The organism is Lentzea aerocolonigenes (assembly GCF_000974445.1).
Taxonomy (GTDB): Bacteria; Actinomycetota; Actinomycetes; order Mycobacteriales; family Pseudonocardiaceae; genus Lentzea; species Lentzea aerocolonigenes.
The window spans coordinates 48,929-74,168 of the sequence record NZ_BBOJ01000013.1 but is presented as its reverse complement, the minus strand read 5'-3'; the positions used below and the strand labels follow the sequence as shown (position 1 = coordinate 74,168).

The following is a 25,240-nucleotide window of genomic DNA, read 5'->3' as shown; positions in this document are numbered from 1 at the left end:
GGAGGACATCCGTGCGACCGGTGACGCGTGCCTTCGGGGCCGTGCTCGCGAGTTCCGCGTTGGTCTTGGGCCTGACGCCGCTCGCGGTCGCGGCTCCGGAGTTCGGAGTCGGTGCGATCGACTGGAAGCCGTGCGCGGAGGCGCCGACGGTCGACTGCGGGTTCCTGACGCTGCCGATCGACTACGCCAAGCCCGACGGCGAGAAGTTCCAGTTGGCCGTGTCACGCCGCAAGGCGAACGACCAGTCCCGGCGCGTCGGCGCGCTGGTCGTCAACCCCGGTGGACCGGGTGTTTCGGGGGTCGACTTCACGTTCGAGGCGTACTTCAGCGAGGAGATCTTCGAGAGGTTCGACGTCATCGGGTTCGACCCGCGGGGTGTCGCGCGCAGTCAGCCGATCAAGTGCTCGGCGGAGGCGGTGCAGCGGTCGCACACGGACCGTCCGAAGACCGCGGCCGAGTACGACGGGATGGTCGCCTACAACGTCGCGTTGGGGGAGGACTGCCGCAAGCAGTCCGGGCCGATCTTCGACCACGCGTCGTCGAGGGAGGCCGCGGACGACATCGACTCGATCCGTCGTGCGCTGGGCGAGAAGAAGATCAGCTACTACGGCGTCTCGTACGGCACGATCATGGGCCAGCAGTACGCGGAACGGTACGGCCGCAACCTCCGCGCCATGGTCATCGACTCGAACATGGACCGCAGCCTCGGCGCGTGGAGGCTGACCGAGACCGAGGCGCGTGGCGCGGAGGACGTGTTCGACGAGTGGATCAAGTGGAACGACCGCACGCCGTCCTCGCCGTTGCACGGTCAGGACCTGCGCAAGATCTGGCAGGACCTGCTCGCCGAGGCCGCCCGCGGTGAGGTGAAGGACCCTCGGAGCGGCTTGGTGCTCACCCCCGAGCTCCTCGGCATCCGCTTCCTGAACTACAGCCACGTCCCGGCGTGGAAGCCGTTCGCCGACTACGTCGTGCGGCTCGTCCAGGGTGTCTCGGCGCCCGCCAGGGCGGAGGCCGTCGAGTACCCGTTCCAGGGCATCGTCTGCAACGACTACGACCTGCGGATCAGCTCGTTCGCGCAGTACCAGGCCCTGAGCGGGATGGAGCGCCGCGTCGCGCCGAACGCCGTGACGGTGCCGTTCGCCCACGGCGCGATCACGGGCTGTGCCGGGTTGCCGAAGGCCACGAACCCGCAACATCCGCTGAAGATCAAGAACGCGCCGAAGATTCTCGTGACCAACGCGAAGCACGACCCGGCGACGGTCTACGAGTGGGCGGTCAACGTACACCGCCAGGCCCGCGACACGTCCGTTTTCGTCACCTACGAGGGCTGGGGTCACGGCGTCTACGGCCGCAGCGACTGCACGCGCAGGATCAACGACGAGTACCTGGTGTCGTTGCGTCTGCCGCACGACGGTACGACGTGTGCCGCAGTCGAGCCGTGAGGTGCCCTACGATCGTTGTGGGCCAAAAGTAGTCCCGTAGGGTGGTTGTACAACTACGGTCTGATTCTTTTCATACCTCGGTTGGTTGTCTACGTCACACCAACGGTGGAAGCGTTCCCTCTGCAAGATCGGGGATCTAGGGAGGAAATCCATGCAACCGATGGTGCGCGTCTTTGGGGCCGCGCTCGCGAGTTCTGCATTGATTCTGGGTAGTTCATCGCTCGCGTTCGCGGCTCCGGAAGGGCAGCCGGAGTACGAGGTCGGCGCGATCGACTGGAAGCCGTGCGCGGAGGTGCCGACGGTCGACTGCGGGTTCCTGACGCTGCCGATCGACTACGCCAAGCCCAACGGGGAGAAGTTCCAGCTGGCCGTGTCGCGCCGCAAGGCGAACGACCAGTCCAAGCGCATCGGCGCGATGGTGATCAACCCCGGCGGGCCGGGTGGGTCGGGCGTCGACTTCTCGTTCGGCGCCGACCGCTACTTCAGCAAGGACATCGTCGACAAGTTCGACGTCATCGGGTTCGACCCGCGCGGTGTCGCGCGCAGCGCGCCGATCAAGTGCTCGGGTGAGGTGCTCGAGCGCCAGCCGTCCGAGTACCCGACGACCAAGGCCGAGTTCGACAAGCTGGTCGAGTTCAACAAGGAACTGCGCGCGGACTGCCGCAAGGTGTCCGGTGCGATCTTCGACCACGCCTCGACGAGGGACGTCGCGAACGACATCGACTCGATCCGCCGGGCGCTGGGCGAGAAGAAGATCAACTACTACGGCGTCTCGTACGGCACGATCATCGGCCAGCACTACGCCGCGCAGTACGGCCGCAACATCCGCGCCATGATCATCGACTCCAACATGGACCACAGCCTCGGCACCTGGAAGTTCGTCGAGACCGAGGCCCGCGGTGCGGAGGACGTGTTCAACGAGTGGGTCAAGTGGAGCGACCGCACCCCGTCCTCGCCGTTCTACGGCAAGGACCTGCGCAAGATCTGGAAGGACCTCCTCGCGAAGGCCGACCGCGGTGAGGTGAAGGACCCGCAGGGCAACGTCATCACCGGCCAGCGCCTCGGGGCCTTCGTCGTGAGCATGGGCTACGGCCCGGCGTGGAAGTCGTTCGCGGACTTCGTCGCCACGCTGGTCCAGGGCACGCCCGCGCCCGCGACGGCGTTCGCGGCGGGCGAGACGTTCGAGAACCCGTTCGCGGGCATCTTCTGCAACGACTACAACCTGCGCGTCAGCTCGTGGGGCGAGTACCAGGCGCTCTACGCCATGGAGACCCGCGTGGCGCCGAACACCCGCGGTTCGTCGCTCGGCCACGGCGCCACGATGGGCTGCGCCGGGTTCCCGAAGGCCACGAACCCGCAGCGTCCGCTGAACATCAAGAACGCGCCGAAGATCCTCATGACCAACGCCAAGCACGACCCGGCGACGGTCTACGAGTGGGCGGTCAACGCGCACCGGCAGTCCCGTGACACCACCGTCTTCGTGACCTACGAGGGCTGGGGCCACGGCGTCTACGACCGCAGCGAGTGCACGCTGAAGATCAACGACGAGTACATGGTGTCGCTGAAGCTGCCGCGCAGTGGCACGACGTGTGCCGCGGTCGAGCCGCCGGCCGAGGCGTCGATCCTGTCCGCGAAGCCGAAGATCGCGGGCCCGTTCTAGGTCCACCGGTCAGATGATGCGGGGGCGCTTTCCCGGGATCCGGGGAAGCGCCCCTGGCGCATCAGCCCACGGTGGCCGGCGAGCCCTCCCGGTGAGGTCGATTGCCTCGGAAGAGGGAGGGCACACGTCACTCCTCGTTATCGGCTCGGCACCGTGAGGGTGTCGAATCGAGACCGTGAAGCCCGTGAAACGCGGACGTAACACGTCGAGGTCGACAGTTCACCTCCGCGAAACGTTTCACGTAAGCGCGTGAAACAGGACATCTCGATGCTCCCTGCAACCGACGTGCAGTGGAGGTCGACGTGAACACAGGTGACACGGCCTGGGTGCTGATCAGCGCGGCGCTGGTCATGCTCATGACGCCGGGCCTGGCCTTCTTCTACGGGGGCATGGTCCGTTCCAAGAGCGTCCTGAACATGCTCATGATGAGCTTCATTTCCCTGGCCGTGGTCAGCGTCCTCTGGGTGCTGTACGGCTACAGCCTCGCGTTCGGCAACGACCTCGGTGCCGGCCTGCTGGGCAACTTCGACAACATCGGCCTGAAGGGCGTCCTCGGCACGCTGGGCGGTCCGGCGGACCACCAGTTCCCGACGATGGCGTTCGTGATGTTCCAGCTGATGTTCGCGATCATCACGCCCGCCCTGATCTCCGGTGCGATCGCTGACCGCGCCAAGTTCTGGGGCTGGACGCTGTTCATCGGCCTCTGGGTGACGATCGTGTACTTCCCGGTCGCGCACTGGGTCTTCGCGTTCTCGAGCGCCGACGGTTCCGTCGTCGGTGGCTGGATCGCCAACAACCTCAAGGCGCTCGACTTCGCCGGTGGTACCGCGGTCCACATCAACGCCGGTGCCGCGGGTCTCGCGGTGGCGCTCGTGCTCGGCAAGCGCAAGGGCTGGCCGAAGGAGCCCATGCGGCCGCACAACCTGCCGTTCGTGCTGCTCGGTGCCGCTCTGCTGTGGTTCGGCTGGTACGGCTTCAACGCCGGTTCGGCGTTGGGTGCCAACGAGACCGCTGCCGTCGCGTTCGCCACGACGACCGTCGCCACCGCCGCCGCCGTCCTGGGCTGGCTGCTGGTCGAGCAGATCCGCGACGGCAAGCCGACCACCCTCGGTGCCGCGTCCGGTGCGGTCGCCGGTCTGGTCGCCATCACCCCGGCCTGTGCGTTCGTCAGCCCGCTCGGTGCCATCGCGATCGGCGTGATCGCCGGTGCGCTGTGCAGCCTCGCCGTCGGCCTCAAGTTCCGCTTCGGCTACGACGACTCGCTCGACGTCGTCGGTGTCCACCTCGTCGGTGGTCTGGTCGGTACGCTGCTGATCGGCCTCTTCGGCACCACCAGCGTGAACTCGGCCGGTGCGGACGGTCTGTTCTACGGCGGCGGAGTCGGCCTGCTGGGCAGGCAGGCGGTCGCGGCCGTCGCGGTGCTCGCCTTCTCGTTCGTCCTCACGTTCGTCATCGCGTTCGTGGTGAACAAGACGGTCGGCTTCCGTGCTGCCGAAGAGTCCGAGGTCGGCGGCATCGACGAGGCGGAGCACGCCGAGTCGGCCTACGAGTTCGGCGCGTTCTCCAGCGCTCGCGGTGCGAACAAGGGCAGTGTGACCGCGGGCGCGACCGCGGTTCTCGAGGGGAGCAACAAGTCATGAAGCTGGTCACCGCGATCATCAAGCCGTTCACGCTCGACGACGTGAAGAGCTCCCTGGAACAGCTCGGGGTGCTGGGCATGACCGTCAGCGAGGTGCAGGGCTACGGCCGCCAGAAGGGCCACACCGAGGTCTACCGGGGCGCCGAGTACTCCGTGGACTTCGTGCCCAAGATCAAGATCGAGGTCGTCATCGACGACAACCAGGTCGACAAGGTGTTGGAAGCGGTGGTCGAGGCCGCCCGCACCGGCAAGATCGGCGACGGCAAGGTCTGGGTGACTTCGGTCGACACGGTCGTGCGGGTGCGCACGGGCGAACGTGGATCGGATGCGCTGTAAATAACTGAGGAGACGGCCCGTGGAGAACAACGAAACGGCCGTCGTCACGGCTGACGACCTGGTGCGAGCACGCGAACGGCTGCTCGCGCCAGGTCGTCGTCGCTTGGCCGCCGAACCTCTGCGCGAAGCACTCGTGGACCTGCACGAGTTCTGGTTGACCAAACACGCGGGGGGAGCGGGGATATCCGGATCGGGTGTCGCGCTCGTGGCGGTCGGCGGGCTGGGGCGGCGTGAGCTCGTGCCCTACTCCGACCTCGACCTGGTGCTGGTGCACAACGGCGTCAAGAACATCGACGAGATCGCCGAGAAGCTCTGGTACCCGCTGTGGAACTCCGGCATCGGCCTCGACCACTCGGTCCGCACGGTCGGTGAGGCTTTGAGGGTCGCCGCCGGCGACCTGCGGACCGCGTTGGGGCTGCTGGACATCCGGCACATCGCGGGCGACGCCGAGGTCGCCGCGAAGCTCGCCGAGAGTGCTCGTCAGGCGTGGCGCGGCAACGTGCGCAACCGGCTGGACGAGATCGCCGAGTCGTCGCAGAAGCGGTGGGCCCGCAGCGGCGAGATCGCGCACCGCGTCGAACCCGACCTGAAGCACGGCCGCGGCGGGTTGCGGGACATCACGATCCTGGACGCGCTGTCCATCGCGCAGGTCGTGGACCGGCCGTCGGCCGACGTGGGGGAAGCGCGCAAGCTGTTGCTGGACGTGCGCACCGAACTTCGCCGGGTGGCGCGGAAACCCCGTGACGTGCTGCGGGCGCAGGACGGTGACGAGGTGGCCTCCGCGCTGGGACTGGCGGACCGCTTCGCCTTGGCCCGTTCGCTTTCGTCCGCCGCGCGTACCGTCGTCTACGCCTTCGACGTGGCCATGCGGACGGCTCGTGCCGCCGCACCGAAACGCGGTCTCGGGGCCTTCCTGCGCGGCCAGCCGCCGCGCCGGCCGTTGGACGAAGGCGTTGTGCTGCACGGGTCTGAGGTGTCTCTCGCCCGTGACGCGGTTCCCAGCCGTGATCCCGCGTTGTTGTTGCGAGTCGCGACGGCGGCGGCTCGCAGCAAGCACCCGATCGCGTCCGGCACGTTGTCGCGGCTCGCGGACTCGGCGCCGGAGCTGCGCCAGCCGTGGCCGCGCGAGGCCCGCGAGGAGCTGCTCGCGTTGCTGGGCAGCGGCACCGGGCTCGTGGACGTCGTGGAAGCGTTGGACCGCACGGGTTTGTGGGGCCGGCTGTTCCCCGAGTGGGGAGCGGTGCGGGACCTGCCGCCGCGCGACGCCGCGCACATGTGGACGGTCGACCGGCACCTGGTGCAGACGGTCGCGCACGCCGCACGGCTCGCGACGACCGTGGCGCGGCCGGACCTGTTGCTGCTGGGCGCGTTGGTCCACGACATCGGCAAGGGACGTCAGCAGGACCACTCCGAGGTGGGAGCGGCGCTCGCGACCCAGATCGGTGAGCGGATCGGGTTGTGGCCGCAGGACGTCGAGACGCTGTCCATGATGGTGCGCCACCACCTGTTGCTGCCGCACACCGCGACCCGGCGTGACGTCGAGGACGAGGCGACCGTGCACCGCGTCGCGGAGACGCTCGGTGGCGACGCGGTGCTGCTGGAGCTGCTGTACGCCTTGGCGGAGGCGGACTCCCTCGCGACCGGGCCGGGGGTGTGGACGGACTGGAAGGCCGCGCTGCTGGCCGACCTGGTCAAGCGTTGCCGCACGGCGATGGCCGGGGAGGCGTTGCCCAAACCGGAACCGCTCGACCCGACGCACGTGGCCATGGCGGAACGTGTTGCGGCGTCGGGAAAGCCCGACGTGCTGCTGGAGAAGCAGGACCACGCGGCGATCGTGACGGTGCTCGCGCCGGACCGTCCCGGCATGCTGTCGAAGGCCGCCGGCGTGCTCGCGCTGAACTCGCTGGAGGTCCACGCGGCGACGTTGCGCTCGCACGGCGGTGCGACGGTGGACGCGTTCACGGTGTCGCCGCGGTTCGGTTCGCTGCCGGACGCGTCGCTGCTGCGCGAACAGCTGTCGAGGGCGATCGAGGGCTCACTCGTGCTGGCGGACAAGCTCGCCGCCAAGGAACGCGACTACGGCGGCCCGCCGCTCGACCCGCCGCCCGCGCGCGTGCTGTGGTTCGACGACGAGGCGACCGGCGCGGTGGTGCTGGAACTGCGTGCCGCCGACCGCATCGGACTGTTGCACCGCGTGGCCGGCGCGTTGGAGCAGTGCGGTGCCGACGTGCAGTGGGCACGCGTGTCCACGTTGGGCGCGACGGTCGTCGACTCGTTCAGCATCGCGGGCGACGACCTCGACCGGAAGCGGATCGAACGGGCGGTGCTCGACGCGGCCAAGTAGAGGTTGAGTAGCTCTACGCACAACCACTCAGGGTGCTCACGCTCCTCCGCGCCTCCGGAACACGGCAGTCTTCGTGGTGTCCGGAAAGCGTCCTCGAGGGGTGGACCACTTTCCGGGCTGTGGACCCGGCCGGGGCAGGCCGGTGGGAAAGCGTTGGCGGCGCCGGGGGAGGCACCGCGCAACCCACCCGCCGGCAGCCCCGGCCGGTTTTCTGCTGTCGTGCGGGCGCTGACCTCGTCGTGCATTTCGTGAGAAATCGGACCAAACTGAACGAGAGGGAAGGTCAACACGTCTTCTAGGACATGACCGCCGTGTTGAACACGCAGACCACCGCCGTCCGAGTGCAGCGCCGCTCGCTCGTCGTCCTCGCCGGCATCCCCGGCGCGGGCAAGACGACGCTGCTCACCCGCCTCGACGCGGACGAGCCGGTCACCGTGCTCGACTCCGACCAGGTGCGCCTGTGGCTGGAACCGCGGCTGCGCCTGCCCTACAAGTACTGGCGCGTCCTGGTGCACCTCACCCACCGCCTGCGCGTGTTCTGGGCGTCCTTGTTCAGCGCGGGCCTGCTGGTGGTGCACGAGCCGTCCACCAGGCCGGGCACGCGGTTCATGCTGGTGCTCGCCGGCCTGCTGTCGGGCCGTCCGCGCCACTTCCTGTGGCTCGACGCCTCCGCGGCCCAGGCCCTGGACGGCCAGATCGCCCGCCGCCGCGTGGTGAGGACTCACGCGTTCGAGCGACACGTCCGCCGCGGTTCGTCGATGCGCGCCCAGTTCGAGGCGGGCTGGGTGCCGTTCGGATTCGCCGGCGTGACGCTCCTCACCCGTGCGGGGACCTCGGGTGGTCTGCGCATCATGGTGTCGTGATCAAGGCCGTCCTCTTCGACTTCGCAGGCACCCTGTTCGGGCGTCCCACCTACCGCTGGCTCTCCCCGCAGCACCTCACCGTGCTGCGGGCGCCCGCCCCGTACGTGGCGCGGATGAACACCGCCGAGCGCGCCGTGTGGGAGGCGCGAGACCTGACTCCGCTGGCCAACCGGTCGGCGTACTGGACCCTGTTCCGGCTGGCAGGACTCTCGATGCCCGACGACCTGTTCCAGCGCCTGCACAACCCGGCGTTCTGGCTGCCGTACCCCGACACGCCGGCGGCGTTGGAGGTCGTGCGGCCGTTGAAGGTGGGGGTGCTGAGCAACATCTCGTGGGACATCCGGCCGGTGTTCTCTCGGGAGTCGCTGTCCGTGGACGCGTTCGCGCTGTCGTTCGAGATCGGCGTCTCGAAGCCTTCGGCGCGGGCCTTCGAGGCGGCGTGCGTGCGGCTGGACGTCGAACCGTCCGAGTGCCTGTACGTCGGCGACGACCCCGTTGCGGACGGCGCGGCGGTGGCTGCCGGGCTGCGGTTCCAGCAGATCTCGACGGCTCCGGTCGGGCGGCGTGAGCCCGTGTTGCTGGAGGCTTTGGCGCGCCACGGGATCAACTGATGCGGCGCCGCGCTTCCGCGATCAGGCCCGCGACGTCCTGGTCGGTGCCGGACAACGGGTGCCGGAAGCCGTCAGAGGTGTCCCAGAAGCGCACGGTGCAGTCGGCGGAACCGGTGACCGCCTGACCCTCCGGGGTCCACAGCGCCGCGGTGACGGGTCCCGTGTGCCCGATCAACGCCGTGCGCTGACCGCCCGTCTCCGGGTCCCAGACGCGGGCCGTGTGATCGTCGGACGCGGTGAGGAGACAGCGGCCGTCCGGTGACCAGGCGACGGCGTTGATCCCGGCTGCGTGCCCGGCCAGTTCGTTGACCTGGGCGAGCTCGTCGGTCAGGTGCAGCAGGAGGACCGTGCCGTCCTTCGCTCCCGCCGCGAGCAGGTCGCTGTGCCAGGCGGCCGAGGTGAACTGCTTGGCGGCGCGGAACGAGCAGAGCGTGCCGGTCATGGAGTTCACCGTGATCAGGTTGTCCTCGCCGGCGACCGCGAAGATCCTGCGGTGCGGATGCCACGCCACCGCACGGAGGAAGCCGGAGTGCCGGGTCCACTCGGGCGCGTCGACGAGCCGGCCTTCGCGGTCGTAGACCCTGGGCCGCCAGGTGCGATCGCGGGACACCACCGCGAGCAATTCCCCATCAGGTGACCACTGCGCGTCGTGGATGCCGTCGAACGCGTCGGTGAGACGTCCCAGCTCGTGCTCAGCCCGGTCGAGGAGCACGACCGCGCCGTCGGCGACACCCATCGCGAGCTCGCCTCCGTTCCACGAGAGCGACTCCGGCCTGTGTCGCGGATCCAGAACGTGCAGATCACGCGTGTCCGCGTCCAGTACCCACCTCGTCGGTGGATCTTCCACGCTGCTCTTCGTTCCGACGGTCACCTTGCCGGCGGACGGTTCCCATGCGAGTGCGCTCACCGGACCGGTTGTGATCTTCCACTTGAACAGCGGCTCCGAACCGATCTTCCACACCCGTTGACCGCCGTCGTCCGCGACCGTGGCGAGCCGATCACCGGCGTGTGACCACGCGACGTCGCACACGCCCTGCTGATGGCCGTGCAGGCGCAGCACCTGCCGTGCGGTCACGGCGTCCCAGATCCGCACCGTGCCGTCGGCCGAGGCGGTGGCGAGGCGCGTCCCGTTCGGAGACCACCCCACTCTCCGCACCTGGTCCGTGTGCCCGGGGAGGCGGATTTCGTCGCCTTCGCTGAAGATCACGAGCTCGGCGTTCTGATCTCCTGTGGCGAACACCTCGTCGTCGCCGGGGTGGAAGCGGACCGCGCGGATCGTCCGAGCGTCGTGCGGCTCGAACTGATCTATCAGCCCCAGGGTGCCGAAGAGGTCGATCCGGCCGTCGTCCCTGGCGGTGATGATCCACTCGGCGTTCGGGGTCGTGTCGGCGTCCCACAGCCGGACGGGCCTGCCTGCGTCGTCGACGCTGTGCAGCGCACGGACGGGTTCTCTGCTGCGACTGCCGAGGTCCCACAGGTAGGCGCCGCCGTCCGCGCAGGCGACCAGCACCTTCGTCCCGTGTTCGTCGAACCGCACCGACCACGGGCGGTCCGGAAGCGGGATGACCCGGATCTCCCGCCCTTCCCGCGGTGACCACAACCGCAACGTCTCGTCCGTCGCCACCGAGGCGATGAGGTCGCCGTTCGATGACCACGCCACCGAACGCACCCAGCCGGGGTCGGTGCCGCGGTGCTCCTGGCCGTGCCGGAAGACGTGCAGGCAGGCACCGGTTTCGGCGTCCCACACGCGCACGGTGCCGTCCTTCGACCCGGTGACGAGCGCGGAGTCGTCCGGTGACCAGTCGACGCCCCAGAGCCCTGCGGTGTGGCCGGTCATCACCCTCAGGAGATGGGTGGAAGCCATGGTGCGTACCAACGTGGTCCGCCAGCCGCTCAAGTCAGGTGCGTGCAGCAGCAGCCGGACGTCGTCACCGGCGAGCGCGCGCAACGCATCGTCCGCGTCCATGGATCGTGCGCGCCGCACTTCGTCGTCAACGCGCTGTTGCAGCGACTTGCGCAGCAGCTCCCGTGCGTCGTCGGAGAACTGCAAGGCTTTGAGGGCGTCCTCCAGCTGTGGCCACAGTTCCGCGAGTGGCGCGTCGGTGGCCGACAGCACGCTCAGCTGGGCGGCGACCCTGGACGGCGCGATGAGCTGGTCGGGGTGCTTGACCCACTCCGCGGCGACGTCCTCGACCTCACGCCGGACGCGCAACGCGGCGTGGTCGCGTTCCAGGCCTTCGTGAAGCCGTGGCCAGTGCACGAACAGGCTTTCGTGCGCCACCTCGAGCGCCTGTTGGGACGCGACGAGGACCCGGTTGGTGATGAACGGGTCGAGCAGTTGCAGCTCCTGGGCGGACAGTTCCGACGTCGCCAGGGTGCGCCGGGCGAACTTCCCGGACTCGTCCACCGACACCAGTCTGCGCAACACCCGCAGCACCTGGCGTTCGGCCTCTTTCACCGGTGGCCACTCGCCGTCGTCGTCACGCACCAGGTCTCGTGCCATCGCGAACGCCTCGTCGGCCTGCCTACGCAGCACGTCCATCACACGGCCAGAGGCGACGTACTCAGCCCGTGTGATGGGCCGCGGTGCGCGCAGGCCATCGGGGTTCACGTGACGCCAAAGGTTCTCCAGCGCGAACGCAAGCAACGGCAACGACTCGCGGCTCGCGTCCTCCTGGATCAACCCCAACGCGGCGTCGTCCACGCTCCAGCCGAGGGAGCGCAACGGGCCGTTCACGACCACCGGAAGCTCGGCCTTGGTGAGTGGCGTGACCAGGAAGTTGTCGCGGAAGAGCGGCTCGAAGTCCTCGCGTCGCATGAGTTCGTCGAGGAAGTCGGCGCGGACCGTGTACACGACCCACGCCTCGCCTCGGCTGGCGGCGACCAGGCGTTGCACCAGCGCGGCGGACTCGGTGGCCAGCAGTTCCTCTGCCTGGTCGAGCACCACGAGCCGGCGGCCGGGGCCTTCGACCGTGGGCAGAACGCCCTGGGAAGGCGTGATCGGGCCGATGATCGTCCAGCCCTCGCGTCGCAGCAGGGGGATCAGGCCGGCGCGGACCAGCGACGACTTGCCCGCGCCGGACGGTCCGATGACGGCGAGAGCACCGAACTCCCGGCGGCCCAGCAGCGGTTCTGCCAGCCGTTGGATGTCGTCCTCGCGGCCGAAGAAAAGCGATGCCTGGTGCTCGTCGAACGCCTTCAGGCCGGGGAACGGTGACGCCAGCCGTCGGCCCTTGGTGACGTGGGCGCGTTCGAGGGTGAGCAACGCCGTATGACGTGCTTCTGCCAGAGAATTTGCATCGGTGTGGTCGACGCGTTGGGCCTGAAGGTCGTTGAGGATTGCACGGTTCGTGGAGCGTGCACTGAAGAACTCGATGCACGGCGCGTGGGGCTTGCTCTCGCGGAAGACCGACGATTCCCAGGTGCACCACTCGGAGAAGGAACCGGGCGACGTGACGACGATCAGGGCGTCGGCGCCGAGGAGCTCGCGGCGCAGGCTGTCCCTCCACGGCAGGGAGACGTCCGGGCCGGCGCCGGGTGCGGTGTAGGCGTGCACGTCCTCGTAGCCGGAGGCCATCAGCGCGTCGCGCAGGTACAGCGCGATGTCGTTGCCCTCGTCGTGGCCGTGGTAGCTGAGGAAGATCCGTCCCACGGGGAGCATCCTGCATCATTTGGACATGAAGAAGGACCACTTTCACGACCCCGACGCGCCGCGGGCCAATCGGTTGTGGCCGGTGGTCCAGGTCGCGGCGCAGACGGACGAGGGTCTCCTGCTGATCGAACGCGCTGATGACGGCTATTGGGCGTTGCCCGGCGGTTTGGTCGACGTGGGGGAGACGTTCGCCCAGGCGGCCGTGCGCGAGGCCAAAGAAGAGACCGGCTACGACGTGGAGATCACCGGACTCGTTGGCCTCTACTCGGACCCGCAGCACGTCACCTCTTACGACGACGGCACGGTCAGTCAGGAGTGCTCGATGGTGTTCCGTGCGCGCGTCACGGGCGGTGCGGCGGCGGCCAGTGACGAGACGACACGGGTGCGGTTCGTGAAGGCGGGAGACATCGAGAACCTCCGAATGCACCCCTCCATGCGGCTGCGGGTGGAGCACGCGATGACGCTCGTTGGGGAGCCGCACCTCGGGTGAAGGCGCGGTTAGCTAGGCTGGACGGCGTGTTCTCCACGCTTTCCGACCGGCTGACCGCGGTTCTCCAGGGCCTTCGCGGCAAGGGCAGGCTCAGCGACGCCGACATCGACGCGACCGCGCGCGAGATCAGGGTCGCCCTGCTCGAGGCAGACGTCGCGCTGCCTGTCGTGCGCGGCTTCATCGCCAAGGTGAAGGAGCGCGCCAAGGGCTCCGAGGTGCACCAGGCGCTGAACCCGGCGCAGCAGGTCGTGAAGATCGTCAACGAGGAACTGGTCAACGTCCTCGGCGGCGAGACCCGCAGGCTGAACCTGGCGAAGAACCCGCCGTCGGTGATCATGCTGGCCGGTCTGCAGGGTGCCGGCAAGACGACGCTCGCCGGCAAGCTGGCCAAGTGGCTGAAGGGCCAGGGCCACACGCCGCTGCTCGTCGCGGCCGACCTGCAGCGCCCGAACGCGGTGACGCAGCTCCAGGTGGTCGGTGAGCGGGCGGGCGTGCCCGTCTTCGCTCCCGAGCCGGGCAACGGCGTCGGTGACCCGGTCGCGGTGTCGCGCCGCGGCATCGAGGAAGCCAAGGCGAAGCAGCACGACATCGTCCTCGTCGACACGGCCGGCCGGCTGGGTGTCGACGAGGAGATGATGAAGCAGGCCATCGACATCCGGGCCGCGGTCAACCCGGACGAGGTCCTGTTCGTGGTCGACGCCATGGTCGGTCAGGACGCGGTCAACACGGCCACGGCGTTCCGCGACGGCGTCGGGTTCACCGGTGTCGTGCTGACGAAGCTCGACGGCGACGCGCGCGGTGGTGCCGCGCTGTCGGTCCGCGAGGTCACCGGCCAGCCGATCCTCTTCGCGTCCAACGGCGAGAAGCTCGAGGACTTCGACGTCTTCCACCCCGACCGGATGGCCTCGCGCATCCTCGGCATGGGTGACGTCCTCACGCTGATCGAGCAGGCCGAGCAGCACTTCGACCAGCAGCAGGCCGAGAAGGCCGCGCAGAAGCTGCACTCCGGCCAGTTGACGCTCGAGGACTTCCTGGAGCAGATGCTCGCCATCCGCAAGATGGGCCCGATCGCGAACCTGCTCGGCATGCTTCCCGGTGCCGGTCAGATGAAGGACCAGCTCGCGATGCTGGACGAGAAGCACCTCGACCGCATCCAGGCGATCATCCGCGGCATGACCCCGGCGGAGCGCGACGATCCCAAGATCATCAACGCCTCTCGCCGGCTGCGCATCGCGAACGGTTCCGGCGTCAAGGTCAGCGACGTCAACGACCTGGTCAACCGCTTCTTCGAGGCCCGCAAGATGATGTCGGCGATGGCCGGCCGGATGGGCTTCGGCGGCGGTGGCGGCAAGGGGAAGAAGGGCAAGAAGGGGAAGAAGGGCAAGGGCGGACGCGGCCCGACGCCGCCGAAGATCAAGGGCGGCTTCCCCGGCATGTTCCCCGGCGGCATGCCCGGTGGTCTTCCCGGCGGCCTGCCCGGCATGCCCCAGGGCGGCGGCCTGCCGAACCTCGGCGGTGGCATGAACGAGCTCCCACCCGGCTTCGACCCGTCGAAGTTCAAGTTCGACGACGACGACAAGAAGAAGTGACCATGCACCTGCGCGGCGTCGTCCTCCCGGACGGCGAGCCGCGAGACCTGTGGATCGTCAACGGTCGTGTGCGCACCCGGCCGGTGCCGGGTGCGCAGACCGTGGTCGACGGCGGGTTCCTGGTTCCCGGCCTGGTCGACGCGCATTGCCACGTCGGTCTGGGCCCGCAGGGCGGCGTCGAGCTGTCCGAGGCCGTCGAGCAGGCGCTGACGGACCGCGACACGGGCACGTTGCTGATCCGCGACTGCGGTTCGCCGATCGACACGACGCCGTTGCAGGAGCGACTCGACCTGCCGCGGATCATCCGCGCCGGCCGCCACATCGCCCGCCCGAAGCGCTACCTCAGGCACATCGGCGTGGAGGTCGAGTCGGACCTGTCGTCCGCGGTGGCCGAGCAGGCCGCGCACGGCGACGGCTGGGTGAAGCTCGTCGGTGACTGGATCGACCGCGGCGTGGGCGACCTGGCTCCACTGTGGACGGACGAGGAGCTGGCCGCCGCCATCAAGGTCGCGCACGACGCCGGCGCCAAGGTCACGGCGCACGTCTTCGGCGAGGACGCGCTGCCGGGCCTGATCAACGCGGGCATCGACTGCATCGAGCACGGCACCGGTCTGACCGACGACACGATCTCGCTGATGGCCGAACGGGGCACCGCCCTCGTGCCCACGCTGATCAACATCGAGACCTTCCCCGGCATCGCGGACAGGGCCGACAAGTTCCCCGCGTACGCGAACCACATGCGCGACCTGCACGCCCGCGTCTCGACCACGGTGGCCTCCGCGATCGAGGCCGGTGTGCCGGTCTACGCGGGCACCGACGCGGGCGGTGGCATCCGGCACGGCCGCATCGTCGACGAGATCATCGCGCTGCACGGCGTGGGCATGAGCCCGCTGGACGCCATCGGTGCCGCGTCGTGGAACGCCCGTGAGTGGCTCGGTTTCCCGTCGCTGACCGAAGGCGCTGCCGCGGACGTCGTGGTCTACGACGAAGATCCCCGCGAGAACCTCGAAGCCCTGCGGACGCCGCGCATGATCATGCTCAGGGGCCGGATCCTCTAGCCGTTGAACTTCGCCAGAGCGCCGGTCTCGTACGAACCGCCCTTCTGGTGGGTGATCACGGCCATCCGGTTGGCGGCGTTGATCATCCCGACCAGGCACACCAGCGCGGCGACCTGCTCGTCGTCGTAGTGCTTGCGCACGTTCGCCCAGGTCTCGTCGGTCACGCCTTCGTGTGTGAGCCGCGTGCCCTCCTCGGTGAACGCGAGCGCGGCCTGCTCGGCCTCGGTGAACACGGTGGTCTCGCGCCACCCGGCCACCAGGTGCAGCCGCATGGGATCCTCGCCGGCCGCCACGGCTTCCTTGACGTGCATGTCGATGCAGAAGCCGCAGCCGTTCATCTGGCTCGCCCGCAGGTTGACCAGCTCGGCCGTGGCGGCGGGCAGCGGCGACTGGTGCAGCGCCATGCCGAGCCCGGCGAACCGCTTCGCGAGCTTGGTTCCGGTCTCGGTGGCGAAGAGGTCGAAGCGCGATTCCATGATTTTTTCCTCCCTCGTGGGCCTTGCTTGACGACCACGAGATGCCGGTCGCGCTGCGGTTGTGACAGCTCCTTTTTGTGACCCATGCCACTGTCACAAACGCCGTCCGGCCGGTGTCTCGTGGAGAGACTCGTTTCATGAGGGGGACCAATGCCTGACGTCGCGACCGACACGTTCGTGAGCCACCGCAACCTGCTCTTCACGATCGCCTACGAGATGCTCGGCTCCGCCGCCGACGCCGAGGACGTGCTGCAGGAGACGTGGCTCAAGTGGGCAGGTGTGGAGCACGACATCGTCGAGAACCACCGCGCCTACCTGGTCCGCATCGTCACCCGCCAGTCCCTGGGCCGCCTGCGCACCCTGGGCCGCCGCAAGGAGTCCTACGTGGGCTCCTGGCTCCCCGAACCGCTGCTCACCGCCCCGGACGTCGCCGAGGACGTCGAACTGGCCGACAGCGTCTCCATGGCGATGATGCTGGTCCTGGAAACCCTCACCCCGACCGAACGAGCCGTCTTCGTGCTCCGCGAAGTCTTCGACCTGGACTACGACGAAATCTCCGCCGCCGTCGGCAAGACCGCAGCCGCAGTCCGTCAGATCGCCCACCGAGCCCGCTCCCACGTGGCCGCCCGCCGCCCACGAGGAGTCGTCTCCCAGGACGAGACCCGCGACGCCCTGGCAGCGTTCCAACGAGCCACCGAAACCGGCGACCTCCAGGGCCTGCTGGACCTCCTGGCCCCGGACGTCGTGTTCCTCGGCGACGGCGGCGGCGTGAAGCAGGCAGTGGCACGCCCGGTCGTGGGCGCCTCGAAGGTGGCCCGCATGCTGCTCGGCGGCCTCACCAAGACGACCGGCTGGACGATGGAACCGGGCCACGCCAACGGATACCCGGCGCTGATCGTGAAGTTCGACGGCGAGCTGGACACGGTGATCGCCCTGCGGATGGACGAGGGGCGGATCAGCGGGCTGTACGCGGTGCGCAACCCGGCGAAGCTCTCGCACATGGAACAGGAGACGGCGCTGCGCCGCTGATTGGTCGGCGCTCCCGGATCAGGCGACTCGTGAGCCGTGCCGCGGCCGACTGCCCGCGGCACGGCGTTCGTCCCTTAGCGCTCAACGCTCGTCGCCGACCCGCGACCCCCGTCGTCTCGCGACCTCGCCGACCGCGGTCCTGTCGACCGCGGTCCTGCCGTCTCGCGGCCCCTCCGACTCCGCGAGCCCGCCGACCCCATCTCGGCCACATCACCACCGGAGGCCACCCCAGCAGGCCGCCGACTCGTCCGCCCACCGCACCCAGCCCGGCCCGCACCCAGCCCGCCCGGCCCACGCTCAGCCTCGCCAACACCCGGTCCGACCCGCACCCCACCCAGCTCGCACCCGGCCCGGCCACCCCCCCCACAACCGAGCCCACAGGGGTTTAGCCGAAGCCCGCGCACGCCGATCCGTTGACCAGGAGAAGGACATCCGGCGGGGACTCGATCTGACCATCTTTTGGCCAGACGCTTGGCCCAGTTCCGTCAGTGCCGCACAGTAACCTCGGATTCGGGGGCGGCAGCGTCCCCCAAGGGGGATCGCGGTCCCCACTCCAAGCGTATCGCGAGGCACCGACAGTGCATCGGTGCTTCAGAAGCCGTCGATCGCGAGGTGAACCGATCTTGAGAGCGCCACAGATCACGTCACAGCCCGCTGCTGGTCCGCTGGCAGCCGCGGCGTGACTAGATTGCAGAGCGTGAGTGAGCCGGAGTCCCTGAAGCCGAAGCGCGGCTTCATCGAGAGCGTGCGGGACATCAGCCGCAACCCGGAGCCCGAGCGGGTCGGCCAGCGCTGGGGCTTCGGCGCGTTTCTCCTGGTGGAAGCCGTCTTCATCCTGAGCGCGGTCTTCATCACCGCGGTGGGCAACAGCTTCGGCGCGACACTGGAGAGTTCGACCTCGCTCGTGCTGATCGGGTCGCTGGTGCCGATCATGCTCGCGGCCGCGGTCGCCATCGTGATCACCTACCTGCGCGGCAACGGGCCCGTCGTCGACCTCCGGCTCAGCATGACCAAGGCGGACGTCGTCATCGGTCTCAAGATCGGTGTAGTCGGCCTCGTCTTCACCTACGCCGCCGCGACCGTGTGGGCGAAGATCGTCGGCAAGGAGAACGCCACGAGCGCCGTCGGCGAGCTCTTCAGCCAGGCGAACCTCCCGCTCGCCGCCGCCATCACGATGTTCGTCTACATGAGCTTCATCGGGCCGATCTGCGAGGAGATCATCTTCCGCGGGCTGCTCTGGGGCGCCGTCGAACGTCAGGGCTGGAGCCGGTGGGCCGCGTTCGTGCTCACCACGGTGATCTTCGCGGTCAGCCACCTCGAACCGCAGCGCACCTGGTTGCTCCTCGTGATCGCCATCCCCATCGGCGTCGCCCGCCTGATCACCCGCAGCCTCGGCGCGAGCATGGTGGCGCACGTGATGAACAACTTCCTTCCTGGGCTGTCTCTCCTCCTCCTGTCGGCCGGTGTCATCTGATGGACCTCAACAGCGACCTCGGCGAGGGCTTCGGCATCTGGAAGCTCGGCGACGACACCGCGCTCCTGAGCATCATCACCAGCGCGAACGTCGCGTGCGGCTTCCACGCCGGCGACCCGTCCACGATGCGCAGGGTGTGCGAGGAGGCCGCGAGGAACGGCGTCCGGATCGGCGCGCAGGTCTCCTACCGCGACCTCGCGGGGTTCGGACGGAGGTTCATCGATGCCGACCCCGTCGAACTGGCCGACGAGGTGCTCTACCAGATCGGTGCGCTGGACGCGTGCGCACGAGCAGCAGGCACCGAGGTCGTGTACGTGAAGCCGCACGGCGCTCTCTACAACGCCACCGTGCACCACGAGAAGCAGGCGGAAGCCGTGGTCAACGGCACCAAGGCGTTCAAGGACCTGCCGATCCTCGGCCTTCCCGGCTCGGAGCTGCTCAAGAAGGCCGAACGGGCGGGGTTGCGGCCGGTCCAGGAGGCCTTCGCCGACCGCGGGTACACGCCGGAAGGCACGCTCGTCCCGCGCAGTCAGCCGAACGCCCTGCTCACCGACACCGCGCAGATCGTCGAACGGGCGACGAGGCTCCAGGACGGCGAGATCGTCGCGGTCGACGGCAGCGTCATCAAGACCCGTGCGGAGTCGTTGTGCGTGCACGGCGACACGCCTGGAGCGGTCGAACACGCGCGAGCCGTGCGGGAAGCGCTCGGCACCGTGACGTCGTTCGCATAGACCCGATTCGGATCCAGCGGTCCCCATCTGGCACAATTGCCCGCTGTCCGTCGCGGTCGGCCCCTCTGCCCGGGCCGCGGCTGTGCGAACCATCAACACAGAGCTCTAGGAGTACCAGGCCAATGGCCGTCAAGATCAAGCTTCAGCGTCTCGGCAAGATCCGCCAGCCGTACTACCGCATCGTGGTCGCCGACGCGCGCACCCGTCGCGACGGCAAGGCCATCGAGACGATCGGCAAGTACCACCCGAAGGAAGAGCCGTCGTTCATCGCGGTCGACTCCGAGCGCGCGCAGTACTGGCTGGGTGTCGGCGCGCAGCCGACCGAGTCGGTCCAGCGTCTCCTCGAGATCACCGGTGACTGGCAGAAGTTCAAGGGCCTGCCGGGCGCCGAGGGCACCCTGAAGGTCAAGGAGCCGAAGGCGTCGAAGGCCGACCTGTTCGCCGCCGCTCTGGCCGCCGCGAACGAGGAGCCGATGACCGAGGCCACCACGCCGAAGAAGAAGGCCCCGAAGAAAGACGACGCCGCGAAGGCCGACGCCCCCAAGGCTTCTGCCGAGGCGACCAAGGACGAGGCGTGAGTTTGTTGGCTGACGCCCTCGAACACCTCGTTCGCGGCATCGTCGACCACCCGGACGACGTCCGGGTGAACCTCGTCACGACCCGCCGCGGCCGCACCCTCGAGGTCCACGTCCACCCGGACGACCTCGGCAAGGTGATCGGCCGTGGTGGTCGCACCGCGACGGCTCTGCGCACCGTGATGGCCGGCATCGGCGGTCGTGGTGTGCGGGTCGACGTCGTCGACACCGACCGCTGAACGAACTTCAAGGGCAAATGGACGTCGTTGTCGGCCGTGTGGCCAAGGCGCACGGGATCACCGGCGAACTCGCCGTTGACGTGCGCACTGATTCACCCGAACTGCGGTTCAAGCTCGGAGCCACGCTCCAGGCGAAGCTGCGTGACGGCACGTCCCGAAGCCTCACCGTGTCAGCCGCCCGGCCTCATGCCGGGCGGCTGCTCGTGCGTTTCGAGGAAGTCCTCACGCGCGACGTCGCGGAAGCTCTGCGCGGCACGTTGCTGCTGGGCAGCACCGACGACCTGCCGCCGACCGACGACCCCGACGAGTTCTACGACCACGAGCTCGAAGGTCTCGCGGCGGAGCTCGTCGACGGTACGAAGATCGGCACGGTCAAGGAGGTCGTCCACGGACCCGGTGGCGAGCTGCTCGTGATCATCCGTGATCGCGGCGAGGCGCTCGTGCCGTTCGTGCGCGAGATCGTGCCCACCGTGGACGTTCGGGGCGGCCGTGTCGTGATCGACCCGCCAGAGGGCCTGCTCGATGCAGATTGACGTCGTCACGATCTTTCCGGAGTACCTGGCGCCGTTGCGCGCCGCGTTGCTCGGGAAGGCGATCGACAAGGGTCTGATGAGCGTCGGCGTCCACGACCTGCGCGACTGGACCCAGGACGTGCACAAGGCCGTCGACGACAGCCCGTACGGCGGTGGGCCCGGCATGGTCATGAAGGCCGACATCTGGGGTCCAGCGCTCGATGACGTGTGCACGGACGAGACGCGTCTCATCGTGCCGACGCCTGCTGGACGGCCGTTCACGCAGGCAGTCGCGCACGAGTACGCGAACGAGTCGCACCTCGTCTTCGCGTGCGGTCGCTACGAGGGCATCGACCAGCGTGTCGTTGATGACGCCGCACGGCGCGTGCGCGTCGATGAGGTGTCCATCGGCGACTACGTGCTCGTCGGCGGTGAGGTGGCCGTGCTCGTGATCGTGGAAGCGGTCGCACGGCTGTTGCCCGGCGTGCTCGGCAACCCGAAGTCGCACGCGGAGGACTCGTTCCAGGACGGGCTCCTCGAAGGCCCGAGCTTCACGCGGCCGGAGGTGTGGCGCGAGCTCGCCGTCCCGGACGTGCTCCGCTCGGGCAACCACAAGCTGATCAACCGCTGGCGGCGTGACCAATCGCTCGTGAGGACCTTCCAAAGGCGTCCTGACCTGCTGGAAGCGTTGCCGGAGGATGCGTTCGACAAGCACGACCGCGCCCTGCTCGCGCGCCTGCGCGAGGGCGGGGAGTAGTCCGATTTCATTCCGGAGTGCCTGGTCTGGCACACTGGAGCAGTTGCCGCAGCCGGTGTGCTACCGGCGTGCGCACACAAGCCGACCCCCATCATGTCGTGCACAGTCATGGAACATGCTCTGGGGAGTTCAAGACACGTGAGGAACACCGATGAACATCCTGGACGCACTTGACGCCCAGTCGCTGCGCTCTGACATCCCGGCGTTCCGCGCCGGTGACACGCTGAAGGTTCACGTCCGCGTCATCGAGGGCTCGCGCGAGCGCGTCCAGGTGTTCCAGGGCGTCGTGATCCGTCGCCAGGGCGGCGGCATCCGCGAGACCTTCACGGTCCGCAAGGTGTCGTTCGGCGTCGGCGTCGAGCGCACCTTCCCGGTGCACTCCCCGAACATCTCGGAGATCGAGGTCGTCACCCGCGGTGACGTGCGTCGCGCCAAGCTGTACTACCTGCGCGACCTGCGTGGCAAGGCCGCCAAGATCAAGGAGAAGCGCGAGGCCCGTCCGGTCTCCTGATCGGTGGCTTCGAGCCCAGAAGACGCAGAGGACGCCTCCGCACCGGACGAACCGGAGCGGGGGCGTACTCCTGTTTGGAGAGAAGTTCTCTACGTCGTAGTGACGGCCGTCGTGCTGACGGTGCTGATCCAGGCGTTCGTGGCGCGGGTCTACGTGATCCCCTCGGCGTCGATGGAACGCACGTTGCACGGCTGCACCGGCTGCGAGAACGACCGCGTGCTGGTCGACAAGCTCACCTACCGGTTCGGCGACATCGAGCCCGGTGAGGTCGTCGTGTTCCGCGGCCCTGAGGCGTGGACGACGCACGACTTCCGCAACGCGCCGTCGACGAATCCCGTCGCACGGGTTGTGCAGAACATCGGTTCGTTGCTGGGTGTCGCGCCTGCGAACGAGCGTGACTTCGTAAAGCGTGTCATCGCGCTTCCCGGGCAGACGGTGATGTGTTGCGACGAGCAGCACCGTGTTGTTGTGGACGGCAAACCGCTCGATGAGCCGTATGTGTACTGGCAGCCCGGCAGTTCGCCGGCGGACCACGAGCCGTTCGCTCCGATCCGCGTGCCGGACGGACGGTTGTTCGTCATGGGGGACAACCGGATGAACTCCACCGACTCGCGCAAACAGGGCGGCGGGGGCGTAGCGGGCACAGTGCCGATCGAGAACGTCATCGGCAAGGCGCGGTACGTCGTCTTCCCGAAAGATCGGTGGAGTGTTGTGTCCGATCACAACCCTCAGCCCCTAGGCTGATCTCGTGGTTGACGTCGATCCAGAGCAGACCCCGTCCAGCGACGAGCCCAGTTCGGACGCTTCGGATAAACCTTCGAAGAAGAAGAAAAAGGGCAACTTCTGGAAGGAACTGCCGGTCCTCATCCTGGTCGCGTTCGGCCTCGCGATCGGCATCCAGATCTTCCTCGGCCGTGTCTACATGATCCCGTCGGAGTCGATGGAGACGACGCTGCACGGGTGCACCGACTGCTACGGCGACAGGGTGCTCGTGGACAAGGTCACCTTCCGCTTCACCGAGCCGGCGCCGGGCGACGTGATCGTGTTCCGCGGTCCGCCGTCGTGGCAGAACGACTTCATCTCGGAGGGGACGGGCAACCCGATCTCGGAGGGGTTGTCGTGGCTGGGGTCGCTGATCGGGTTGCCGTCGGCGAACGAGGAGGACTTCGTCAAGCGCGTGATCGCCGTCGGCGGGCAGACCGTGAAGTGCTGCGACGAGCAGAACCGCGTGACGGTGGACGGCAAGCCGCTCGACGAGCCGTACAAGCACTTCGACGAGGGCACGCCGGCCGAGCAGGAGTCGTTCGAGGAGCTCAAGATCCCGGACGGCATGCTGTTCGTGCTCGGGGACAACCGCAACCACTCGTGCGACTCGCGGTGCCAGGGGCAGGGCGGGCTCAACGGGCTGGTGCCGGTGGGCAACGTGATCGGCAAGGCGCGCGTGATCGTGCTGCCTCCGTCGAGGTGGGGCGGGGTGTCGGACCACAACCCGCAGGTCGTTTCGATGGGTGCGCCGGGCTGGCAGCAGAACGTTCCGATGGGCCTGGGTATCGTCGCTGCGTGGCCGCTTCTGCTGCTGGGACGTCGAGTGCGAGACCGATTCCGCCGATGACGATGCTGATGCCGCCCCGAGCCGTGGTGAGGGGTTCGTCGGGGAACTGGGCGTTGCAGGGCTCGCTGGAGCGCCGCGGACTGGGGCCGGTCGCCGGGGTCGACGAGGCCGGGCGCGGGCCGTGCGCCGGGCCGTTGGTGATCGCGGCGTGCGTGCTGCGGCCGGGTGACGCGACGCGGCTCGAGGGCCTGAACGACTCGAAGCTGATGACGGCGCTGGCGCGGGACCGGATGTACGACCTGGTGCTCAAGCGTGCCGTGGATCACTCCGTGGTCGTCGTGTCGCCCGCCGAGATCGACTGGCTGGGCATCCACGTCATGAACCTGGAGGGCATGCGGCGCGCGGTGGCGCGGATGGCGACGCATCCCGGGTACGTGCTGACGGACGGGTTCAAGGTGCCGGGGATGCCCGCGCCGAGCGTCGCGGTGGTCAAGGGCGACCAGGCGGCGGCGTGCGTTGCGGCGGCATCCGTGCTGGCCAAGGTCACGCGGGACCGGATCATGGAGGATCTGCACTCGCGGTATCCCCAGTACGGGTTCAACGTGCACAAGGGCTACTGCACGCCGGAGCACACAGCTGCGTTGATGGAACACGGGCCGTGTGCGGAGCATCGCTGGTCGTATGTAAATGTGGCAGCAGCGGCTTCGAAGCACGGTCTCGCCGCGCCGCACAGGGTGGCGCGCGGCACGACCACGAACGCCGTGGTCCAGAATGAGGCAGCCCCGGCTGACGCCGGGGAGCTCGCGACGAGGGAGGGCGCGGAGCAGATGACCCGCGCGGAGGCGTAATGAGTGCAGAGGATCTCGAGAAGTACGAGACCGAGATGGAGCTGTCGCTGTACAAGGAGTACCGCGACATCGTCAGCCAGTTCTCGTTCGTCGTAGAGACCGAACGGCGTTTCTACCTGGCCAACTCGGTGGACGTGCAGGTGCGCAACGCCGATGGCGAGGTGTACTTCGAGGTGCGCATGTCGGACGCGTGGGTGTGGGACATGTACCGCCCCGCGAGGTTCGTCAAGAACGTTCGTGTCATCACGTTCAAGGACGTGAACGTGGAGGAGCTGGACAAGCCGGACCTTCGCCTGCCGGAAAGCGGGCCGTTCCCCACATAGCACACCCCACCGACAGTTCCGCCGTTTCAAGATCGACAACGGCCGACTTGTCCACAGCCGCCGAGTTGTCCACAGATTCCCCTCAGCCCGGCCACCCACCCCGCCCCACCCTGCAAGGTCGTACCCAACGACCCACAGAAGGCGAGGGCAGTGGTGGTGGCACAGACGCTGGTCGAGACCAGGCAGCAGGAGCTGGGCCGTCAGGGGGAGGACCTGGCGTGCAGGTACCTGGAGGGGCAGGGCCTGGTGGTCCTGTCGAGGAACTGGACGTGCCGCGACGGCGAGCTCGACGTCGTGGCCGTGGAAGGCGACCGTCTGGTCGTCTGCGAGGTCAAGACCCGGTCCGGCCCTGTGTGGGGCCGGCCGGACGAGGCCGTGGACGAACGCAAGCTCTCCCGCCTGCGCCGAACAGCCCTGCGCTGGCTGGGCGCTCACGGCGTCGGCTGGTGCAACGTCCGCGTCGATCTGATCTCGGTCACCTGGCCGCCTGACGGCGAAGCGCGCCTGCAGCACCTGCGGGGAGCCTGAG

General features: G+C 68.5%; 25 protein-coding genes. 23 read left to right on the top strand and 2 right to left on the bottom strand.

Going from position 1 to position 25,240, the window contains the following annotated elements; all coding sequences use genetic code 11:
* The first annotated feature begins 11 nt into the window (after nucleotides 1-11).
* The 7 genes from AOM45_RS24520 to AOM45_RS24490 all read left to right on the top strand — a co-directional run bounded on the left by AOM45_RS24520 (nucleotide 12) and on the right by AOM45_RS24490 (nucleotide 8,895).
* Entirely contained in the window at nucleotides 12-1,442 is a 1,431-nt protein-coding gene (locus tag AOM45_RS24520; protein ID WP_030468001.1) for an alpha/beta hydrolase, read from the top strand.
* A gap of 151 nt (nucleotides 1,443-1,593) precedes the next feature.
* Complete coding sequence (locus AOM45_RS24515) at nucleotides 1,594-3,102, top strand: alpha/beta hydrolase (protein WP_035910353.1); 1,509 nt, start codon at nucleotides 1,594-1,596, stop codon at nucleotides 3,100-3,102.
* 302 nt (nucleotides 3,103-3,404) lie between these two features.
* Nucleotides 3,405-4,742: an ammonium transporter gene (locus AOM45_RS24510; RefSeq protein ID WP_035910401.1), complete on the top strand. Its 1,338-nt coding sequence runs from the start codon at nucleotides 3,405-3,407 to the stop codon at nucleotides 4,740-4,742.
* Nucleotides 4,739-5,077, top strand: coding sequence for a P-II family nitrogen regulator (locus tag AOM45_RS24505; RefSeq protein ID WP_030468004.1), 339 nt, complete (start codon nucleotides 4,739-4,741; stop codon nucleotides 5,075-5,077). The genes AOM45_RS24510 and AOM45_RS24505 overlap by 4 nt, the downstream gene beginning before the upstream one ends.
* 19 nt (nucleotides 5,078-5,096) lie before the next feature.
* Entirely contained in the window at nucleotides 5,097-7,421 is a 2,325-nt protein-coding gene (locus AOM45_RS24500) for a [protein-PII] uridylyltransferase (RefSeq protein WP_051783483.1), read from the top strand.
* A 302-nt stretch (nucleotides 7,422-7,723) separates the two neighbouring features.
* Nucleotides 7,724-8,284 (top strand): AAA family ATPase, encoded by a 561-nt coding sequence (locus AOM45_RS24495; RefSeq protein WP_030468006.1) that lies wholly within the window; start codon nucleotides 7,724-7,726, stop codon nucleotides 8,282-8,284.
* The gene (locus AOM45_RS24490; protein ID WP_030468007.1) at nucleotides 8,281-8,895 is read left to right on the top strand and encodes an HAD family hydrolase; all 615 of its coding nucleotides are present in this window, start codon (nucleotides 8,281-8,283) and stop codon (nucleotides 8,893-8,895) included. The genes AOM45_RS24495 and AOM45_RS24490 overlap by 4 nt, the downstream gene beginning before the upstream one ends.
* On the opposite strand, the gene AOM45_RS24485 is transcribed toward AOM45_RS24490, so the two are convergent.
* Nucleotides 8,888-12,547 carry an nSTAND1 domain-containing NTPase gene (locus AOM45_RS24485; protein ID WP_162185665.1) on the bottom strand — a complete coding sequence of 1,220 codons (3,660 nt, stop codon included), beginning with the start codon at nucleotides 12,545-12,547 and terminating at the stop codon, nucleotides 8,888-8,890. The genes AOM45_RS24490 and AOM45_RS24485 overlap by 8 nt on opposite strands.
* Nucleotides 12,548-12,572: 25 nt before the next feature.
* On the opposite strand from AOM45_RS24485, the gene AOM45_RS24480 reads away from it, so the two are divergent.
* The 3 genes from AOM45_RS24480 to AOM45_RS24470 are packed head-to-tail and all read left to right on the top strand — an operon-like array spanning nucleotide 12,573 to nucleotide 15,684.
* Complete coding sequence (locus tag AOM45_RS24480) at nucleotides 12,573-13,037, top strand: NUDIX hydrolase (protein ID WP_030468009.1); 465 nt, start codon at nucleotides 12,573-12,575, stop codon at nucleotides 13,035-13,037.
* A gap of 26 nt (nucleotides 13,038-13,063) precedes the next feature.
* Entirely contained in the window at nucleotides 13,064-14,626 is a 1,563-nt protein-coding gene (ffh, locus tag AOM45_RS24475) for a signal recognition particle protein (RefSeq protein ID WP_030468010.1), read from the top strand.
* A 2-nt stretch (nucleotides 14,627-14,628) separates the two neighbouring features.
* On the top strand, nucleotides 14,629-15,684 hold the full coding sequence (locus AOM45_RS24470; RefSeq protein ID WP_030468011.1) for an amidohydrolase family protein: 1,056 nt from the start codon (nucleotides 14,629-14,631) through the stop codon (nucleotides 15,682-15,684).
* Here AOM45_RS24470 and AOM45_RS24465 read toward each other — a convergent pair.
* Nucleotides 15,681-16,160 (bottom strand): carboxymuconolactone decarboxylase family protein, encoded by a 480-nt coding sequence (locus AOM45_RS24465; protein WP_030468012.1) that lies wholly within the window; start codon nucleotides 16,158-16,160, stop codon nucleotides 15,681-15,683. The two genes, AOM45_RS24470 and AOM45_RS24465, sit on opposite strands and share 4 nt — an antisense overlap.
* Nucleotides 16,161-16,310: 150 nt before the next feature.
* Between AOM45_RS24465 and AOM45_RS24460 the strand changes: the two genes are divergently transcribed.
* The 13 genes from AOM45_RS24460 (at nucleotide 16,311) to AOM45_RS24400 (ending at nucleotide 25,239) form a co-directional block, all read left to right on the top strand.
* Nucleotides 16,311-17,189 (top strand): RNA polymerase sigma-70 factor, encoded by an 879-nt coding sequence (locus tag AOM45_RS24460; RefSeq protein WP_030468013.1) that lies wholly within the window; start codon nucleotides 16,311-16,313, stop codon nucleotides 17,187-17,189.
* Between the two features lie 697 nt (nucleotides 17,190-17,886).
* On the top strand, nucleotides 17,887-18,663 hold the full coding sequence (locus AOM45_RS24455) for a type II CAAX endopeptidase family protein (protein ID WP_030468014.1): 777 nt from the start codon (nucleotides 17,887-17,889) through the stop codon (nucleotides 18,661-18,663).
* A complete protein-coding gene (locus AOM45_RS24450; RefSeq protein WP_030468015.1) occupies nucleotides 18,663-19,394 on the top strand; it encodes a LamB/YcsF family protein in 732 nt (243 codons plus the stop codon). The genes AOM45_RS24455 and AOM45_RS24450 overlap by 1 nt, the downstream gene beginning before the upstream one ends.
* 122 nt (nucleotides 19,395-19,516) lie before the next feature.
* Complete coding sequence (gene rpsP / locus AOM45_RS24445; RefSeq protein ID WP_030468016.1) at nucleotides 19,517-19,972, top strand: 30S ribosomal protein S16; 456 nt, start codon at nucleotides 19,517-19,519, stop codon at nucleotides 19,970-19,972.
* Nucleotides 19,969-20,208: an RNA-binding protein gene (locus AOM45_RS24440; protein WP_030468017.1), complete on the top strand. Its 240-nt coding sequence runs from the start codon at nucleotides 19,969-19,971 to the stop codon at nucleotides 20,206-20,208. Before rpsP ends, AOM45_RS24440 begins: the two co-directional genes overlap by 4 nt.
* Nucleotides 20,209-20,225: 17 nt before the next feature.
* Complete coding sequence (rimM, locus tag AOM45_RS24435; protein ID WP_030468018.1) at nucleotides 20,226-20,741, top strand: ribosome maturation factor RimM; 516 nt, start codon at nucleotides 20,226-20,228, stop codon at nucleotides 20,739-20,741.
* A complete protein-coding gene (trmD, locus tag AOM45_RS24430) occupies nucleotides 20,731-21,477 on the top strand; it encodes a tRNA (guanosine(37)-N1)-methyltransferase TrmD (RefSeq protein WP_030468019.1) in 747 nt (248 codons plus the stop codon). The genes rimM and trmD overlap by 11 nt, the downstream gene beginning before the upstream one ends.
* A 151-nt stretch (nucleotides 21,478-21,628) precedes the next feature.
* Nucleotides 21,629-21,988 carry a 50S ribosomal protein L19 gene (gene rplS / locus AOM45_RS24425; protein ID WP_030468020.1) on the top strand — a complete coding sequence of 120 codons (360 nt, stop codon included), beginning with the start codon at nucleotides 21,629-21,631 and terminating at the stop codon, nucleotides 21,986-21,988.
* A 99-nt stretch (nucleotides 21,989-22,087) separates the two neighbouring features.
* Nucleotides 22,088-22,732, top strand: a complete 645-nt coding sequence (gene lepB, locus AOM45_RS24420; RefSeq protein ID WP_051783485.1) for a signal peptidase I — start codon at nucleotides 22,088-22,090, stop codon at nucleotides 22,730-22,732.
* 4 nt (nucleotides 22,733-22,736) lie between these two features.
* The gene (gene lepB, locus AOM45_RS24415; RefSeq protein WP_030468022.1) at nucleotides 22,737-23,600 is read left to right on the top strand and encodes a signal peptidase I; all 864 of its coding nucleotides are present in this window, start codon (nucleotides 22,737-22,739) and stop codon (nucleotides 23,598-23,600) included.
* On the top strand, nucleotides 23,597-24,388 hold the full coding sequence (locus AOM45_RS24410; RefSeq protein ID WP_035910356.1) for a ribonuclease HII: 792 nt from the start codon (nucleotides 23,597-23,599) through the stop codon (nucleotides 24,386-24,388). The genes lepB (AOM45_RS24415) and AOM45_RS24410 overlap by 4 nt, the downstream gene beginning before the upstream one ends.
* Entirely contained in the window at nucleotides 24,388-24,711 is a 324-nt protein-coding gene (locus tag AOM45_RS24405) for a DUF2469 domain-containing protein (protein ID WP_030468024.1), read from the top strand. Before AOM45_RS24410 ends, AOM45_RS24405 begins: the two co-directional genes overlap by 1 nt.
* Nucleotides 24,712-24,867: 156 nt before the next feature.
* Nucleotides 24,868-25,239 carry a YraN family protein gene (locus AOM45_RS24400; RefSeq protein ID WP_051783525.1) on the top strand — a complete coding sequence of 124 codons (372 nt, stop codon included), beginning with the start codon at nucleotides 24,868-24,870 and terminating at the stop codon, nucleotides 25,237-25,239.
* The last annotated feature ends 1 nt before the right edge of the window (nucleotide 25,240 follow it).